The sequence below is a fragment of the Pseudoalteromonas sp. AWH4_217 genome, assembly GCF_056161105.1.
Genome location: NZ_JBSWYM010000007.1, coordinates 136,559 through 153,758 on the forward strand (window position 1 = coordinate 136,559; position 17,200 = coordinate 153,758).

Annotated in this window: 15 protein-coding genes; 9 read left to right on the top strand and 6 right to left on the bottom strand. The window is 50.1% G+C overall.

Going from position 1 to position 17,200, the window contains the following annotated elements; genetic code table 11:
• A complete protein-coding gene (locus ACXAH1_RS10450) occupies positions 1–915 on the bottom strand; it encodes an ExeA family protein (RefSeq protein ID WP_475196546.1) in 915 nt (304 codons plus the stop codon).
• Between the two features lie 92 nt (positions 916–1,007).
• Here ACXAH1_RS10450 and ACXAH1_RS10455 point away from each other — a divergent pair, with 92 nt between their 5' ends.
• From ACXAH1_RS10455 to ACXAH1_RS10470, 4 genes are all read left to right on the top strand, one after another.
• Positions 1,008–2,114, top strand: a complete 1,107-nt coding sequence (locus ACXAH1_RS10455) for a tRNA nucleotidyltransferase/poly(A) polymerase-related protein (RefSeq protein WP_475196547.1) — start codon at positions 1,008–1,010, stop codon at positions 2,112–2,114.
• A 202-nt stretch (positions 2,115–2,316) separates the two neighbouring features.
• Positions 2,317–2,877 (top strand): hypothetical protein, encoded by a 561-nt coding sequence (locus ACXAH1_RS10460; protein ID WP_475196549.1) that lies wholly within the window; start codon positions 2,317–2,319, stop codon positions 2,875–2,877.
• A gap of 382 nt (positions 2,878–3,259) precedes the next feature.
• Positions 3,260–4,108 carry an alpha/beta hydrolase gene (locus ACXAH1_RS10465; RefSeq protein WP_475196551.1) on the top strand — a complete coding sequence of 283 codons (849 nt, stop codon included), beginning with the start codon at positions 3,260–3,262 and terminating at the stop codon, positions 4,106–4,108.
• The gene (locus tag ACXAH1_RS10470; protein ID WP_475196553.1) at positions 4,105–4,992 is read left to right on the top strand and encodes a TolB family protein; all 888 of its coding nucleotides are present in this window, start codon (positions 4,105–4,107) and stop codon (positions 4,990–4,992) included. Before ACXAH1_RS10465 ends, ACXAH1_RS10470 begins: the two co-directional genes overlap by 4 nt.
• Positions 4,993–5,260: 268 nt before the next feature.
• Here ACXAH1_RS10470 and ACXAH1_RS10475 read toward each other — a convergent pair whose 3' ends face one another.
• From ACXAH1_RS10475 to ACXAH1_RS10495, 5 genes are all read right to left on the bottom strand, one after another.
• Complete coding sequence (locus ACXAH1_RS10475) at positions 5,261–6,193, bottom strand: glycosyltransferase family 2 protein (RefSeq protein WP_475196555.1); 933 nt, start codon at positions 6,191–6,193, stop codon at positions 5,261–5,263.
• Positions 6,150–7,289 (bottom strand): polysaccharide pyruvyl transferase family protein, encoded by a 1,140-nt coding sequence (locus ACXAH1_RS10480; protein ID WP_475196556.1) that lies wholly within the window; start codon positions 7,287–7,289, stop codon positions 6,150–6,152. Before ACXAH1_RS10480 ends, ACXAH1_RS10475 begins: the two co-directional genes overlap by 44 nt.
• Positions 7,290–7,535: 246 nt before the next feature.
• Positions 7,536–8,219: a sugar transferase gene (locus ACXAH1_RS10485; RefSeq protein ID WP_475196558.1), complete on the bottom strand. Its 684-nt coding sequence runs from the start codon at positions 8,217–8,219 to the stop codon at positions 7,536–7,538.
• 2 nt (positions 8,220–8,221) lie between these two features.
• Complete coding sequence (locus tag ACXAH1_RS10490; RefSeq protein ID WP_475196559.1) at positions 8,222–9,481, bottom strand: WecB/TagA/CpsF family glycosyltransferase; 1,260 nt, start codon at positions 9,479–9,481, stop codon at positions 8,222–8,224.
• A 166-nt stretch (positions 9,482–9,647) separates the two neighbouring features.
• Positions 9,648–10,397: a hypothetical protein gene (locus tag ACXAH1_RS10495; RefSeq protein WP_475196560.1), complete on the bottom strand. Its 750-nt coding sequence runs from the start codon at positions 10,395–10,397 to the stop codon at positions 9,648–9,650.
• 280 nt (positions 10,398–10,677) lie between these two features.
• Here ACXAH1_RS10495 and ACXAH1_RS10500 point away from each other — a divergent pair, with 280 nt between their 5' ends.
• The 5 genes from ACXAH1_RS10500 (at position 10,678) to ACXAH1_RS10520 (ending at position 17,112) form a co-directional block, all read left to right on the top strand.
• Positions 10,678–12,300 carry an LruC domain-containing protein gene (locus tag ACXAH1_RS10500; RefSeq protein ID WP_475196561.1) on the top strand — a complete coding sequence of 541 codons (1,623 nt, stop codon included), beginning with the start codon at positions 10,678–10,680 and terminating at the stop codon, positions 12,298–12,300.
• Between the two features lie 12 nt (positions 12,301–12,312).
• Positions 12,313–12,915 (top strand): hypothetical protein, encoded by a 603-nt coding sequence (locus ACXAH1_RS10505; protein WP_475196563.1) that lies wholly within the window; start codon positions 12,313–12,315, stop codon positions 12,913–12,915.
• A gap of 149 nt (positions 12,916–13,064) precedes the next feature.
• Entirely contained in the window at positions 13,065–14,567 is a 1,503-nt protein-coding gene (locus ACXAH1_RS10510) for a sigma-54-dependent transcriptional regulator (protein ID WP_475196565.1), read from the top strand.
• Between the two features lie 255 nt (positions 14,568–14,822).
• Positions 14,823–16,076 (top strand): oligosaccharide flippase family protein, encoded by a 1,254-nt coding sequence (locus tag ACXAH1_RS10515; protein WP_475196566.1) that lies wholly within the window; start codon positions 14,823–14,825, stop codon positions 16,074–16,076.
• 13 nt (positions 16,077–16,089) lie between these two features.
• Positions 16,090–17,112 (top strand): glycosyltransferase family 2 protein, encoded by a 1,023-nt coding sequence (locus ACXAH1_RS10520; protein WP_475196567.1) that lies wholly within the window; start codon positions 16,090–16,092, stop codon positions 17,110–17,112.
• Positions 17,113–17,200: the final 88 nt, after the last annotated feature.

Genomic DNA, 17,200 nt, shown 5'->3' on the forward strand with positions numbered 1-17,200 from the left:
CTAAAAAATATATGAAAGACCGATGCCACACATAAACATGGCGGCCACCCAGCCAGAGACCAGTACCGGCATATTCATCCTTTGCTCTTTTGCCTGCGGAACCAAATCCAGTGGCAAAGCTTCTTTGGCTGCCTGAATTGCGACGGCCTTAGTCACCACTTGTTGCTGTGCAGAGTAGGCACCGAGTAAACAGCGGTCGGCCAGCAAGTTAATCAGCCGCGGAATACCAGCCGTCACCTGATGCATATAGGCAATGGCCTGAGGTTCAAACAGGCTGGTCTGGCAACCGGCCTTATTGAGACGATGCTTCACATAGGCAAAAACCTGAGACTCTGTCAGCGGTAATAAATGATACCGAGCCGTAATACGCTGTGCTAACTGACGCAACTCATTGCGTTTGAGTAACTGCTGGAGTTCCGGCTGACCCACAAGCACTATCTGTAATAGTTTTTTATGGTCGGTCTCCAGATTAGTAAGTAATCGCAATTGCTCCAGCACGTCAGCAGCAAGGTGTTGCGCCTCATCAATGATCAACATAGTGTGGCCGCCCTGCTGATGATTCTCCAGCAGGCGTGCTTTAATGACATCGGTCAGTGACTTAAGCGTCGCATTGTCTGCGTCGTAGTCTATGTTCAGTTCATCACAGATACTTGCAAGCAGTTCCATTTCCGACAACGCCGGGTTGAGGATAAATGCCACCTGCGTAGATTCGGGCAACTGTGCCAGCATGCTGCGGGTCACTGTGGTTTTACCTGTTCCCACCTCCCCGGTCAGCAACACAAAACCACCAGCATCGCCCAGGCCATAAGTCAGATGAGCAAGCGCTTCCTTATGGCGTTCGCTTAGGAACAAAAACTCCGGGTTTGGTGCTATCGAAAACGGCTTTTCGGTCAGACCAAAATATCGTAAATACACGGCTCGTCTCTTTCTTGTTAGAATGGGGCCTATAATGGCAAAAAAACGGCACAAGTTAAAACCTTGTTTGCTTTTTCAATACGGAATTTACCATGAAAATTTACCTGGTCGGTGGCGCAGTGCGTGATCAACTCCTTGGACGCCCTGTTCTGGAGCGCGATTATGTGGTGGTGGGTGCCACCCCTGAACAAATGCAATCTCTGGGCTATCAGCAAGTTGGCAAAGACTTTCCGGTATTTTTACACCCCCAAAGCAAAGACGAACATGCCCTTGCCCGCACTGAGCGAAAACAGGGCCAGGGCTATACCGGGTTTATTTGTGATTTTGCCCCAAGCATCACGCTGGAAGAAGACCTGATGCGCCGTGATCTCACGGTCAATGCCATTGCCCGGGATCAGGATGGTACATTAATAGACCCGTATCAGGGGCAACAAGACCTGGAAGCGCGTATCCTGCGCCATGTCAGTGATGCCTTTGCTGAAGATCCTCTGCGCGTGCTGCGAGTAGCCCGCTTTGCTGCTCGCTATCATCATCTTGGTTTTACCATCGCACCAGAAACGCAGGCTTTAATGCACCGTATGGTTGATGAGGGTGAACTGGCTACTCTGACCAAAGAGCGGGTCTGGCTGGAGATTGAAAAGTCACTCAAAGATGGTGCCATTGAGGTCTTTTCTGAGGTACTGACCAGCCTGAATGCACTCCACCTGGTGCTGCCCTGGCTGGCTAACTGGAGCACACAAAACAGCACAGTTTTGCAATCGCGTATTGCTCAGCTGGACAAACAAGACCCTGATTTTCTAACGGTCAGCTTTGCACTGTGGCAGCATGATGCTCAGCTTGAGGGCTATAATCTGGAACAGGACTATAAGATCCCAAAAGCCTATAGCGAAGCACTGCGCGACCTGCAAACCGCATTGCCATTGCTACAGGGTCCCGACTGGCAGCCTGCCACTATCATGCAACTTTTCACGCTACTGGATGCATCGCGACGACCACAACGCCTGACTTTACTGTGCAAAGCAGCCCGCACTTTCAGTGATGAACTGGCGCAGCGCTGCAACATGCTGGCGCAGGCACTTCACCTTGCTGCACAAGTCAGGGCACAGGATGTCATCGCCAAAGGAGTTAAGGGACCACAAATCAAAGTCGAAATGGATAAGCTTAAAGAGCAGTCTATCAAAACCTTGTTTGATTTTTAGCCAAACCATCGAGCTCAATTAAAGTCTTCAGCTTAAGTGTGCAGTTTAAAAACCAATTGCATCAGGCTAAGGGGTTGTCAACTGCCGCCCGCAAGGGTGGTTTATATTTGAGCAAACGCCATCAACTGAACGGCACTTTTATTGCAAATAAAGCATCAGTTCTTTAAGATTCGGACCTTTTTAAGGTATAAGGATTTTATCCATGATTAAAAAGGCACTGCTTCCTTTGTGCATGACGCTCACACTCACAGCCTGTGGCGGCGGCTCTGGCTCGGATAACAAGGCAGCCGACACCTCGTCACAAACACAAGCAAACACCGGTACGGCTAATACTCAGACACCTGAAAAGTCTGACAAGTTTGCGCCTATCGTTGGCGTTTACGATGCCACTTTCCAGGGCAATAAAGCGGTTGTTGTGATTTCTGCTGATGGTAAGTATCAGGTGTTTGATGATCTGAATGACATTACCGGCAACAATAAAGACTGTTATGCGGCTCCTTCTGCTTCAACCCCCAACCAAAAGTTCAATGGCCTGAGCTTTGAATATGATGAAAACCTGCGCCACTTTAAACTTAAAGACGCAGAGCCCAGCCTGGCGTTTGAAGTGGATGAAGATAACACGCTGCAGTACATTATTTATGGTGGCAACATCACGGTAGGCAGTGGCTCTCTGGTTGTCGGCTCAGCGACTGAGAAAGTCGTCATTTCTCCTGAAAAAATGACCCTGACCGAGGCCGACATCACTGCGAAAAAGTGTCAGTAAAAAGACACACAGCTGGCACACTTCACTGAGTGCCAGCTCCTCCGTTAAGCCAGCGCACTTGCGTCATCAGCCCACAAAAAACGGTACATCGACCTGTCTTTTCCAGGTGAGCGGCTCTCTGACCCACCCAATTTAATGCCACTTTTGTAATCCAACTCCAGTAAATTTGAGCGCGAAACTCTCAATACAGAACATACCTGAGAGTCACCTCCACCTGAATACACAAACTAACCAACTGATAAATACACTTTTAATATTAGGATAAAGAATTCAGCCGAATATCAAGGAAACATCATGTGTTTTTTAGGCTATTCAATACAGTGTCGTTACCCGCTGTGACAAACCCGTTCACACTGCGACCTGAAATGACAGAGGAACGACGATGACCCATAACATCTTTATTTTAATTTTTATTCTGCTACTGCCAATGCAGCTACTGGCTGGTAACAAACCTGAGCCCTATGAAATACCCCGTACCCAGGTTGTTCAGCTGACTCAGGCTGGCACCGAACGGACGTATGAACTGGTTATCCAGCTGCCCGAGAATTATTCAGCACAAAAGCAACATCCGGTGCTGTATTACACCGATATGACCTGGCACATTGAAATGCTGGCCTCTGCCGCCTACTTTTTGATGGAAGACGCGATCCTGGTCGGTATTTCCTGGCAAACCAATATGCCAGCGCCTTTGCTCAAAGAAGAAGGCGCACACGTCAGCCGTTTCCGTGATTACTCATTTGCGCCCTCTACCAAACCCGACAATCAGGCAAAATACCAATTTGGCGGAGCCAATGCCCATATCGACTTTATCCGCAATCAGGTCAAGCCTTATATTGAGCAACACTATCGTGTTAAGCCCGGTAACGACAGTTACTTTGGCTACTCCATGGGTGGGTTATTTGGCGCCTATACTTTACTGACTCAGCCCGATACCTTTGATAACTATCTGCTTGGCAGCCCGTCGGTGTGGCGCCTTCCGCAGCTTCTTGGAGCACGCAACCAGGGGGCACCGAAAACAAAAGCCAACGTCTATTTGTCGCACGGCACCCTGGAAGACAAGCTAAGCCCGCATATCAAAGCGCTGTTTAGCTTTCTGAAAAAACAAAACAACCCCCAGCTGCATGTTGAGCTGGCCGAGATAGAAGGCACCCACCAGAGCGCCGCTCCCCTGACTGGCGTGTATGCAATCAAATGGTTATCACAACGCACAACGCAAGGAGACACACTATGAAACCTGTAACCCTGACAACTATCGCATTAAGTACCTTGCTGGCCAGTACCTTGGTGCAGGCGAAGGGAGAATTCGGCACCCTGACAGGCCCGTTAATGGGCCAGAAACCACCAGGCATGACTGCTGAGCCCTTTGCCCCGGGTATTATTTCAAAAGCAGACTGGGAGCTGGAAGGCGTTTTTGCACCCGGCATGCAGGAGTTTTACTTTACCCTTGACCGGGGTGTCTATGAAGGGCCCAACAAAACCGGTTTTCGCCCGACTGTGATTGGGTTCAGACAACAGAACAATACCTGGGTAAAGTTTACCGAGTTTTTACGGATCGGCGAAGTGAGCTTTTCGCCCGATGGCCAGCGCATGCATATGGCCGAAGGCTACCGGGACCGCAAGGGCGATAACTGGACAGAGCGCCAAAGTCTGGGCCCGATGTTTGACCGCGAGGACTTTGGCATTATGCGCTTATCTGCATCCCAAAAAGGCACTTATGTCTTTGACGATTATAAAAATAAAGTAGTGCGTATCTCTAAGATCAAAGATGGCCAGCGACAAGCGCCAAAGGTCATGAGTAAGGTGGTCAACTCCGGGGAAATGACCGCCCACCCCTTTATCGCGCCCGATGAGAGCTATCTTATCTGGGACAGCGAACGCGAAGACGGCTTTGGCGATTCCGATCTGTATATCAGCTTTAAACAACAAGACGGCAGCTGGGGAAAAGCAATCAATATGGGTGAGTCCGTCAACTCAGATAAATGGGATGCCTACGCCACAGTGACACCCGATGGTAAATACCTGCTTTTTAACCGCGGCGTCAGTGACGACAACAAGAATGTTGATATATACTGGGTCGATGCCAGCATCATAGATACCCTCAGAGCCCGGCAGTAACACAGCGAAGCTCTGCCTGCGGCTGGCACTCAATTGGGTGTCAGCTTCAGGTAATCTGCAAAAGTAAAACCCGGGAGGCAATGCGTTGAGCGATTTGACACCAATTGATGAGCCCGCCTCCGATATTTCTCGCATAATGGGACTGTCGTTACCTTACCTCCACAACAGCCCCGGCAAAAAAGAATACAGGTCATCGACTGGCCAGACGACAAGCTCCTAGCGAAAACCAGATACCTGCTGCAATGCCCTGTAAATGCCGACAGCAGAATTAACGAATAATCCCCAGGGACATACGCGATAATACCCCTCTGAAAACGCTTAACATCATATAGGCGCTCCAGTGTAGTGGCTTGGCGCGTGCCACCGGATTGGCCAGCAAGCGCAGTGCATGGCCGTATAAACGATGCTTAATATTGCGTTTGGCCAGGTCGCAGATGTGGGTCGCCACATATTTATGGGCCATCGCAGTGTGCGCCACCTCACCGTTTTTAATGGCAGTCAGTAAACGCTCAGCAAACGGACACAGCTGCGACGGCGGCGCTTTATCACAGGCACTGCCCGGTGCGCCCAGAAAGTAAAAGCTCTCAATTGCAGGAGAATACGCAATACGCGACTTCAGTGCAGCCTGTACATAGAAACTCTGATCTTCTCCCATCCATTCACCGACCGGAAAACCGCCCAGCTGGTTAAATGCCTTTTTATCAACCACTAAGCTCGACATAGTAAAAGGTAAGTCGCCGTTCGCCGCCACTTCAAAGTAGTTGTCCATCTCATATCCCTCTGGTGCCCAGTTGGTCAGTGCGATTTTGGCATCGATATACTCACCATTATCCAGCACCTTTTGATAGCGTGAGGCAAACAGGCCTGCCTGTGGAAAGGTCTGGATCAATTCCGCCATACGTGCCAAAAAGAAGGGGCTCCAGGTATCATCGGCATCAAGAAATGCCACATACTCATTGCTTGCAGCTTTAACGCCTTTATTGCGTGCAGCAGAGACGCCCTGATTGCTCTGACGTACCAGGCGCAGATTAGGCAGGCCCAGATCAATCACTTTTTGCGGACTGTCATCAGTAGAGCCGTCGTCAACGACTATGATTTCAGCGGCCTGATGGTGTTGTGTATGAACACTTTGCAGCGCCCGGACAATACACTCGCTTTTATTGTACAGTGGAATAACGACTGTGAATTGAATGCTGTTCATAGTTTTCGCTCCAGTTAGAAAGTGACAAAGTGATGGCCTGATCCAGGCCCAGAGTTGGTGCATCGAAACCGCGTTCGAGGCCGCGATACATCACCCGGAACAGGGTGTCCGGACTGAATTCGTTGGCGTCAAAGGCGTACTGCTCAGGCAAGCCAATCTGTTCACACCACTGCGTGCATTTGGCGTGATATTGCAGGCTGATAAAAGGCGTTTGCGTCATATAGGCATAAATTTGTGCATGTAGCCGCATCCCCACCATGACCCTGAACATCGCCATACACTGTAAAATACTGGCCGGATTCGCCACATAGTGGATCCGCTTAACCCGCACATACTCAGGCAGGCGAGCCACTATTTTGTCGTGGATTGCTCTGTCACTGCCTTTTGTCTGATCGTTCAGATCCACCAGATAAATGTCTTCGTTGGTAAAACTCCACACTGTGGTAATAAGGTCAACGGCTTTGGCAATCCGGCACAGTTCATTGTGCTCGTTGACATTGCCAAACGCGTCTATGGATTGCGGGCAAAAATTAAAAGCAATTCCCTGACGCGCCACCGGGTTCAGTCTCCCTTTCAGGTGATGCAACAAAGAAGGCGCAAGGTCAAAGGTGTGCTTCAGGTTTGCCTGAGGTGCCAGTGACTTGGCAATCTCATAGCTTTGCTTGTCACGCAGGGTGACCAGCCCGCATTCGTTCAAAAACTTCTTACACTGCTGTTCATCATCCAGAGTTTTGAATGACTCAATGCCCACACCCAGCGCCATAGCCTGTTTGCGACCACTCAGAGCCATCATGTGGCGCTTAAGGGCAATATCGCGGCTGCTGTGCAATACCGAGCCACCGCCAAAAATGACATGGTTTGCACTATAGGCATGACGGTAATGCCACAGCCTCTGGTGACCGCGAAACAGCAATGGCTGTTGTCCACTGCACCCCAACTGATTGACCAAAGGGTCGTTGTCAGGTGCGCTGATGGTGAGCTGTTCACTGCCCAGAAAACGCCGGGCGCCCATCGCCGCTGCCAGCATAAGCGCATCGTCACCGCTGTTACGCATGCCATAGTAGCCGACAATATAAGCTTTGTTTTTTGCTGTCATTGTGCTGCCTCGCTAAGTTAAGATACTAAGTGACTGCAGCTCTCATGCCAAAATTTAAGCCATTGTTTTTAAATGCATTTCATTGTTTTTCCACGTTCATACAAATGCTAATTTGCAAAAGGCGACGCGTTGTCACACTGCAATTATCAAAATAGAAATGAGTTTATAAAAAAGAAAAACCACCGACTGAGCGGTGGTTTTATGGGAAATGACAAATCGGGTTCAAGATAGTAGCTCCTGCTGAGTTTAATAAGCGCCTTTGGCACCAATAACACACGGAATGGTCTTGAGCAAAATGCTCACATCATTCAGCGCGCTTTGCTCCATAATATATTGCTTGTCCAGCTGAACCTGTTGCGCAAATGTGGTATCGGCACGACCAGTCACCTGCCACAAGCCAGTCAGACCCTGTTCACTGTTCAAGCGTCCTAACTCATGCTGTTTGTAAGCATGCACCTCTTTTTCCAGCGCCGGACGCGGGCCAATCAACAGCATGTCGCCACGCACCACATTCATCAGCTGGGGTAGCTCATCAATTGAGTACTTACGGATAAATGCGCCAATGCGGGTAATGCGTGGGTCATTACGATACTTAGCACAGACCCCTTCACGGTCGCTTTGAGCCGGATCAGGGTTACGGAAACGCGGATCTTCCGGCATATACATAGAGCGAAACTTATACATAGTGAAGCGACGACCCAGCTTACCCACCCGGACCTGCTTGTACACACAGGGACCCTGACTTTCCAGTTTGATTAACGCTATCAGAACCAGCAGAAACGGGCTGAGCAGCAGTAATCCGGTTATCGCAGCCAGGCGCTGTAAGCAGGCCGGAATACCATGGTGACGACCATCCAGTTTAACCTGCGCAGATGCAGACGGAGTTACTGGAGTGAACTGAGTTGCTGTGGTTTTTTTGATGCTATACATGATTAAAATCCTCGCAAAGCTTGTTGTAAAACGTAAACACGGAATAGAAAAATCGGGTTACCTAGCACATAGCGGTTAAATTTAGCTCTGGGTTCCTGGATCAGGCGCCAGATCCACTCAAGACCCAGCTCTCTCATCCACATTGGCGCACGCGCTATATTGCCAGAGAAAAAATCGAACAATCCGCCCACAGCCAGTGCACACTGTGCCTGGAGTTTATGCTTGTTGTTATCTATCCAGATTTCCTGACGAGGCGACCCCAGCGCCACCAGCACTATGTCGGCGCCGCTTTGATTAATGGTGTTGCAGACTTGCTCGTCATCATCGAAATAACCATGATGAACACCGGCAATGTGCAATCCGGGATACTGCTGACGTAAATTGCTGGCCGCCTGCTCGGCAACACCCGGTTGTGCACCCAGCAGAAATAAAGAACGCTTGCGCTCAACGGCGGCTTTGCAAAGCGCCGGCAGCATGTCTGTGCCGTTATTGTTATCGGCCAGGCCCATTCCTGCCTGACGCGCCGCGATACGCATGCCTGACCCGTCGATAAAGTTGCGGTCGCTGCTCTGTAGCGCCTGATAAAGACGGGCATTCGCCGCCGACAAATTAACTGAGTTGACGTTGATGTAATAGGCCGCTCGGCATGCAGACTGTAACGGTTGCTGCTGGGCCCCCTGAACAATCCAGTCGACCGCCGTTTGCATGCGTGTATTACTGAACGGGATGCCAAATAGTTTGCTGTGTGATGGCATGGGTGCAGACTTGCGATACAAGCACAGGCACAGCATCACCTTGATAACCAAACAGGTATCAGCAAGCACACTCTGATCTCTTTGCTGCTGCAGCAACGCTAAAGGCGCTTTAACACTGAGCCCGGTCAAACTATACAGCCACAGGCTGTCGAAAAGGCCTGGTCTGCTGCAGGGGGAATGGAAACGCCTGATCACAGGAATACTCACACCGTCGCGTACTAACGGGTTGCCAACAAAGCGTATCGTGCCACCCAGCACATTTAAAATGGCAGCGCTGCGTTTAAACAGCCCTGCCTGCCAGCAATATAAACGCACTGGCTGCGCGCTGATGTCAATCCAGGTCAGGCGTTTTAGCGGCGCTTTGAACCACAGTAAAGCCAGCACACAATTAACAGAGAACACGGGCAATAATGCTGCAATCAATATCAGGGCAACACAAAAACGCAATGCTTTACGTACTGTGGCCTCGCCTGATTCTGGTGATGATGTAGTGAGATTAAATGACATCGCGTCCTCCGGTGCTTATCTGTTCACGACAAGAATATAGCGAGGACCATGCCAAATTTTAAATGCCTGATTACAAATGAGTTTGTTGGTTTTCAGTGTTTTTTTAAGAAGCAAAAGTGCGTTGCATTTTGGGAATTTTTTTATTTTGAGAAGCGCCGTGCGGCGCTCAGACAGAGGGAAAATAACGCGGATATAGCTGCTGAATTTGCGCCAGAGTTGCAGGAATACGCAGCTGAACTACACCCAGCTTGCCTGCCTGCTGATCAGGTCGGGACAGACTATAGCCCAACAACAGACGTGAACATTTAAAAATAAGAGTGTGGAAACACTTATCCAGCCAGGAGCATTTCAGCGGTCCATAGTTAAAGTGGCGGATGTAGTCAGTCAGCTCTGCGTCATAGGTGTTGTTCCAGCGCCGGTCCAGCTCCGCCACCCCGTCACAGTTGTTGGCATAATGGATCACATGGCCATTTTCACCCCAGCCTATTCCTTGCGACTCAGCCACAGGCTGAGTCATGGCCGCAATCAGGGTGTCGAGCCACTCAATTGCCCGGGCACAGTTGCGCATCAGCATCACCCCGGAATTAAACGCGCCACTGTAGCCTCTTGCCAGGTGTAAAAAGGTGTCTTCGTCGTATAATGTTTCTAGTGCTGGGCACGTCGTCTGAATACAGGCATCAGCATCCACAAACAGGACCTGTTTATAGCCAGAAAGCAGTGCGGCCTTGAGCAAGAATAATTTGAGCCAGCAGCACTCCGCCCCCAGCCTGTTAAACCAGGGACGTGTAACCACCACATAGTCGTACCCCATACGCCTGGCGTAGCGGCGCTGGCTGTTTAGATAACGTCGGTAACGCCACTGGTAACCATTCAGGGCAACACTAAACACCAAAGTGTGTGATCGATTAACGCTCATACTCACCTCCTTTATCGTTTTCCCTGCTCAAGCAAGTATTGCACCGATCGCAAAAAACAGCACATTAAACACAATTTCTCACTACTTGCCCGGGTGGCTTTCAAAAATGGCTGGCTATTTTTTGTTTGCAAAGCGCAATGCAGTGCAATTTGCGAAAAAAGCGCTTCCCGTTCAAATCAAAAACATAACCCACTGATTATAGGAGCATTATTTTTTGGCATGCTTCGTGAAATGGTCCTTACAGAATCAATCTACACCCTTTTCATTTGGAGCGACGATTATGAAACGATTTAACCTGCTGTATCCCTTACTGGCCTCAGGGCTTCTCTCTTTCACCGCCGGCGCAGTCCAACAAGTTGATGGTCAGTATGTCTGGCAATTCCAGTCTGGACAGGCGTGGCCCGGTGGCTACAACCAGTCCACGGGTAAGCCAGATTCGCTGATTTACACACGCGACCAGTACAACCCGGCGTTTTTCCAGCGTATCCAAAATGCGCTGCCAGAGGCCAGAGTAAACGAAGCCTTTATCACAGGCGATGAAGGCTCGACCATTCACCTGAGTGAAGACGCCGAGGTATTTGTTACCTTTATTCACGAAGGCGCAGGCTACAAAAACTCTTTTGGCTATTTCACCTTTGATCCGCAAAATCCGCCTCAAACCCCAGAGGAAGTGCAGGAAACCATTGTCTTTCCCAACCTCAGTTATCCGCACCTGACTAACGGCCACCGCGTAAGCATAGGTGAGTTCCCGGCAGGCACCAGTATCGGCTTCTTTATCGCTGCGAACGGCTTTTGGTACTACACCGGCGTAAAACCTTTTAAAACTCCCTACTATTATTCGTTGTCTGACCTTAACCCGGAAAGCGACGAAACCCTGCGCCAGCATTGCGTACTGTTACTGGATGAAGAACAACAGGAAGTGGTAATCGGGTTTGAAGATTTACCACGTACCTGGGGCGATAACGATTTCAACGATGCGGTTTTCAGTGTTAAAAGCTCCCCGGCCTCTGCGATTTCGTCCCTTAACCTGACCGTTATGCCAGAGCAAAACGACAGCGATGCGGATGGCATCGAAGACGAACAGGATGAGTTTCCCAACGACTTTAATCGTGCGTACAGCCAGTACTTTCCCAGCGCACAAGGCGTAACAACACTGGCATTTGAAGATAACTGGCCCGCACGCGGCGACCACGACATGAACGATTTGGTCGTCAAACAACGTATCCGAATGACCTACAATGCCGACAATCAAATCAGCGGCTTTATCATCAACGGCTGGATCACTGCGCGCGGCGCAGCTTATCAGAATGGCTTTGGGCTTCGTCTGATGAACAGCGATCCGGCGCTCGTAAAACAAGCGACCTTGACCATAAATGGCCAAAGCTATGACAAACTTGCTGAAGACGGGCAAAGTAATGCGGTTTTATCGCTGTGGAGTAACGCCCATGTATTCACTAACACAGGTCAATCTGGCCAGTGCCAGCACTTTAATACCGTGATGACCTGTGACTATTTTGAGCCCGTGCCTTACACCTTCGATGTCAGCTTTGAACAAGGTCTGGATACGCTCAGTGTGAATGACTTCGATTTCTTCTTGTACCGCACACAAGACCGTTCTCTGGAAATTCATCTGGCGGATTACCCACCGACAGACAAGTTTGATACCAGTCGCTTTGGCAATGCGGACGACACATCCAGTGCGCAGTCGGGACGCTATTTCAGAACGGCCGAGAACCTGCCATGGGCACTGATGATCAGTAATGACTGGCATTACCCCAGAGAGTATCTCGATGTGATTTGGGCGTATCCCGCTTATGAAACCTGGGTAGAAAGCAACGGCGAACACGCTCAGGACTGGTTTATGACCAACGAACGCACCACCCATACTTTCAGCGCACACTAAGAGGATACGATCATGAATACATTCACTAAACTTTTTACCCTAACGTTTGTTTGTTCCACCCTGAGTGCCTGTGGCGGTGGCGGCGGTGGTGAGGGCGGCACACCAAGTTCCGCAACCTCAAGCAGCAATACGACCAGTACGTCTGCAAGTAACACCAACACAACAGTGTCCACGGACACGACTTCAGACCAGCAGGATACGAGCGTCACACCCGCTGAACCTGCCCTCAGTTACGAGCCTGACCCCAGTTTGCTCGACAGCCAGGCCGAAACCTCCAACGACTTGCATGTGAAAGCGGATTTTAACTTTAGCACCAGTAAGACGGTTACACTGGATCTGAGCGGACAAGACGTTTTAGGTGCAAGTCTGGCAAATAAAATGGTCAAAGTGTATGCCCTGCACGAGGTTGTAGAAAGCTACGAAGACCAGGCTATAGCAGACAAAGCACTACTGGCGACCACCCGCTTCAACAGTGCCGGTCAAATCACCATGACTCTGGACGTTCCGGTTAATTACAAAACACTGCTGATTAGTGTGGACGGCATGCTGCAAGACAACCATTTGCTTAGCGAACTGAGCATGCAAACAACCACAGTGGCACATCAATTCAACTGAGCCGACAAACCATTCCTCGCAAAACCGTCTGCCATTCACCTCTGGCAGGCGGTTTTATTTATCACCATAAACTCCACGGTATAAATGCTTCAATTTGTCTAAGACTGTGTAATACTTCTATTAACACGCATTAACTCTGGCAGGATTACATGGAACCAGTTACTAACATTACCTTGCTGTTTGTCGATGACGAACCCCTTATTCTGCGCTCACTCAAGCGCGCGCTCCAAAATGAGCCCTACACTGTGTTTACCGCGCAAAGTGGAGAAGAAGGCCTGGCCTTGTTAGAACAGCACCCTATCGACGTGGTGGTGTCGGATAAAATGATGCCCAACATGTCAGGCATTGAGTTCCTGGCTCAGGTTGCAGAGCGATTTCCCGATACCATTCGCATGATGCTGACCGCCTTTACTGAAGTGGAAGACCTGATTGACGCCATTAACCAGGGTAAAGTCTGGGGTTACATGCAAAAGCCGTTCGACATGAGTAATATCAAGCTGACCCTCGAACAGGCAATACAGACAAAGATGCTGGTTGCTGAACGTAATATGTTACGTGCCAGCCTGCAGCGCTACCGCAGCTCAATTCGCTCGCAATTTTATCGCTTTGTTGGCGACTCCATTGCCATGCAAATGGTCTATAAGGCCATTGAAAAAGCCGGCCCCAGCCAGGCCAATGTGTTTATCACCGGGCCCAGTGGAACGGGTAAAGAGCTGGCTGCCGATGCCATTCATCGTGCCAGCACCCGCAAAGACAAACCTTTGGTGTGTATTAACTGCGCCGCCATTCCCAGCGAGCTGATGGAATCCGAGATCTTTGGTCATATCAAAGGCGCCTTCTCGGGTGCCGTTACCAATCGGGATGGTGCAGCGACGCAGGCAGATGGCGGTACCCTGTTTCTGGATGAAATTGGTGAGATGGACATGAATTTGCAGGCCAAGATCCTGCGCTTTGTGCAGTCGGGAACCTTCCAGAAAGTCGGCAGCGGCAAAGAAGAAAAGGTCGATGTCCGATTTATCTGTGCAACTAACCGTGAGCCTCATCAGGCCATTGCTGATCAGCGTTTACGCGAAGACTTGTTTTATCGCCTCAATGTCATCGCCATTGATTTGCCTGCATTGCATGAACGCGATCATGACGCGTTACAAATCGCGCAGCACTTCCTGAGTAAGTTCAGCGAGCTCGAAAACAAAGTCTTTGTTGGTTTTTCACCTGCTGCAGAGCAGTTGATCTTAAACTACGACTGGCCGGGTAATGTGCGCCAGCTCGAAAACCTGGTCCACAGTTGTGTGGTGATGTCAGACGGGCCACTGATCACCGAAGACACTTTGCAAATGCAGCTTAAACTCAAACCCAGCGATGCCCAGGCTTTGCTCAATGGTCAGTCTGGTGGCTCTGGGCCGATACAAAGCAGAGCACCGCAACAATCAGTCAGCGTGCAGGAAAACGGCTATGCATCGCCTCAGCAGGCAGCCGACATCCCATCTGAAAATCAAATCTGCTCGCTGGCCGAGGTAGAGCGAATTGCCATCGAAAAAGCCATTGCAGCATGCGATGACAATGTGGTGAAAGCAGCCAGTTTACTGGAAGTCAGCCCGTCTACTTTGTACCGTAAAATACAGCAGTGGGGAGACAAGAACACAGGCGCCTGATTTTATCGGGCTCTGCCAAATACGCAGATTGCAAATTGCAAAAACCGGCGTCGCAAAATGCAATCTGCGTGCATTTATCTTTGCCAATGTCTCCTCATCACATCAGCTTCGGCTTTATAGCCGCCCTGCTACAATTAATTAAAAAACCTTTATATTCAAAACATTAAATAATTCTCACAGGTTGATTGCGAGCATTTGAGCGCCTTGGTACGGATTTTGGTTAGTAAAGGTATCCGATATCAAGAGAGCGATGCCATGACACATCCAACCAGCACAATGCGGACCCTGCTCAGCAATACCTCCTACCTCATAGGTGCAGAGGTGGTTGCCAAGGCTTCGCGGCTGATCAGTATCATGGCGATGGCCGCTTGCCTGTCTGCCACCGAGTATGGCACGGCGATGCTTGCCCTGACGGTACATGAAGTGTTGAGGCTGTTACTGCGCTCTGGTGCTGGTGCTCAGGTGATCCGCGCCAGCGATGACGAATTACCCGCTTTTCTGAAAAACGGTCGGTTACTGCAATGGCTGTTATGTGGCGCACTATGTGTCGTGCAGATTCTGGTCGCACTGGCCAGCAGCTGGATGTTTCCGGGTCAGGACATGACTTTGCTGATTGCCCTGATGGCACTGACTTACCTGGTATTTCCGTTAGTCTGTAATCAGGTGTTTCTGATGCAACGCCGAAACCAGATGGGTCTGTTTGGCCTGATCAGCAGCGTGTGTATTATCACCGAAAATCTGGCTCTGGCTGCGGCACTTTACCTCGGTGCAGGGCTGCTGGCCGTCGTGATCGGCAAATGGGCATTCACCCTGCTTTGGCTGGGATGCTTTGCCTTCGTCCCTTCATCGTCTATGGCCGGACATTACAGTAAGGCTGTTTTTTCCCGCTTACTTGGTGCATCAACACAGCTTGCAGGCAGCGAAATCTTGCGCTCACTACGTGTGAATATGGACATGTTCGTGGCAGCACGTCTGCTGACCCCGGAGCTGTTCGGTCTCTACAGTTTTGCCAAAAGCGTGGGCGTGGGTCTGGCGATATCTGTCGCTCAGGCCTACACCACCGCACTCTACCCATTTGTTTGCAAACTTAAAAACGCAGGCAATTTTGGCACCAGACACAGTCACCTGCTGCTCGCGATCACTGCGGCTGTGTCTGCAATTTTTATTCTTCAGGCCGTGCTGGTTCCCTGGTATGTGCCAGTGTTATTCAATGAACATTGGCAGGGTAGTTTTACCACCAGTGCGCTGCTGTGCCTGATAGCCACCAGCACAGTATGGACAGACAGCTACGCCGTCATGCAACGTGCCGCAGGCCGGTTTGCCCGAGAGTGCCAACTGAATGCTTACTGTTTAGTGATTTCACTGGTTGGGCTGTTAATGATACAGCCAGGCCAACCCGATTTACTTGCCGCCGTACTGGTCAGCTGTAGCGCCTTGTGGCTGCTCTTTCCATTGGCAGACTTTGCGCTAAGACGTTGTCACGCTGGCGCAACAAAATCTTCTTTATGATCCGGAGCCCATTATGACTAACTATGTGATTAACTCAAAACCCGTTGTCAGCATCATCATACCTATGTACAACGTTGAAAAATATATTGATAAATGCATCTGTTCAGTACTCAACCAGACCTATCAAAATTTTGAGGTGATCTGTGTTGATGATGGCTGCAGCGATAATACACTGAGCTATCTGAGAGATTATAAAGATCATCGGATCCATATTATTCGCCAGCAAAACCGGGGCCTGTCCGGAGCGCGCAACACTGGGATCCGCAACGCCCGGGGCGTTTATATCGCCCTGCTGGATGCCGATGACTACTGGGCAGTCAATAAACTGGAAAAACACGTCGCACATTTGAATCGCCATCCCAATGTTGATGTCAGTTATTGTCCTTCTTTGTTTGTGGATGATGACAATAAACAACTGGGCATTGGCCAGTTTCCGAAATTAGACAACATTGATGCCAAAACCATTTTTTGCCGCAATCCGGTTGGCAATGGGTCAGCGCCGGTGATCCGTGCAGCCGCACTGGAAAAAGTGGCGTTTCACGATGAAACCCGCAGCTGGCGTCAGTATTTCGATGAAAACCTCAGACAATCAGAAGACATAGAGATGTGGCTGCGCCTGGCGCTGTATACCGATGCGACTTTTGCGGGGATCCCAGAGCCGCTGACCTTTTATCGCGTCAATGCCAGTGGTTTGTCAGCTAACCTGCAAAAGCAATATCAGAGCTGGGAAAGCGCGGTCAATAAACACCGTCGCAGCCATGCGCAGTTTTTTAAGCAATGTGGCTCGCTGGCACGCGCGTATCAGCTCAGATACCTGAGCCGCCGTGCAGTGCAATCTCGCAACACCGCAGCCGCACTTAAACTGATCCACAAAGCGCTGTTTACCGACATTCGCATTTTACTGGAAGAACCTGGCCGCACCGCATTGACCTGGTGCTGTGCCCTGACCAGCCTGTTGCCAAAATCCTTGTACGATCGTGCCGAGAAGCTGGCAATGCGCACAATAGGACACGCCAGTAAACATCCTGCGGGCTAACCCTTCGCTCCCGGGCCTGTGCGCTTATCTGCTGTTACCAACTCAGCAAGATAGCGCACCTCACATTGATGGCCCTTAAGCCAGCTTT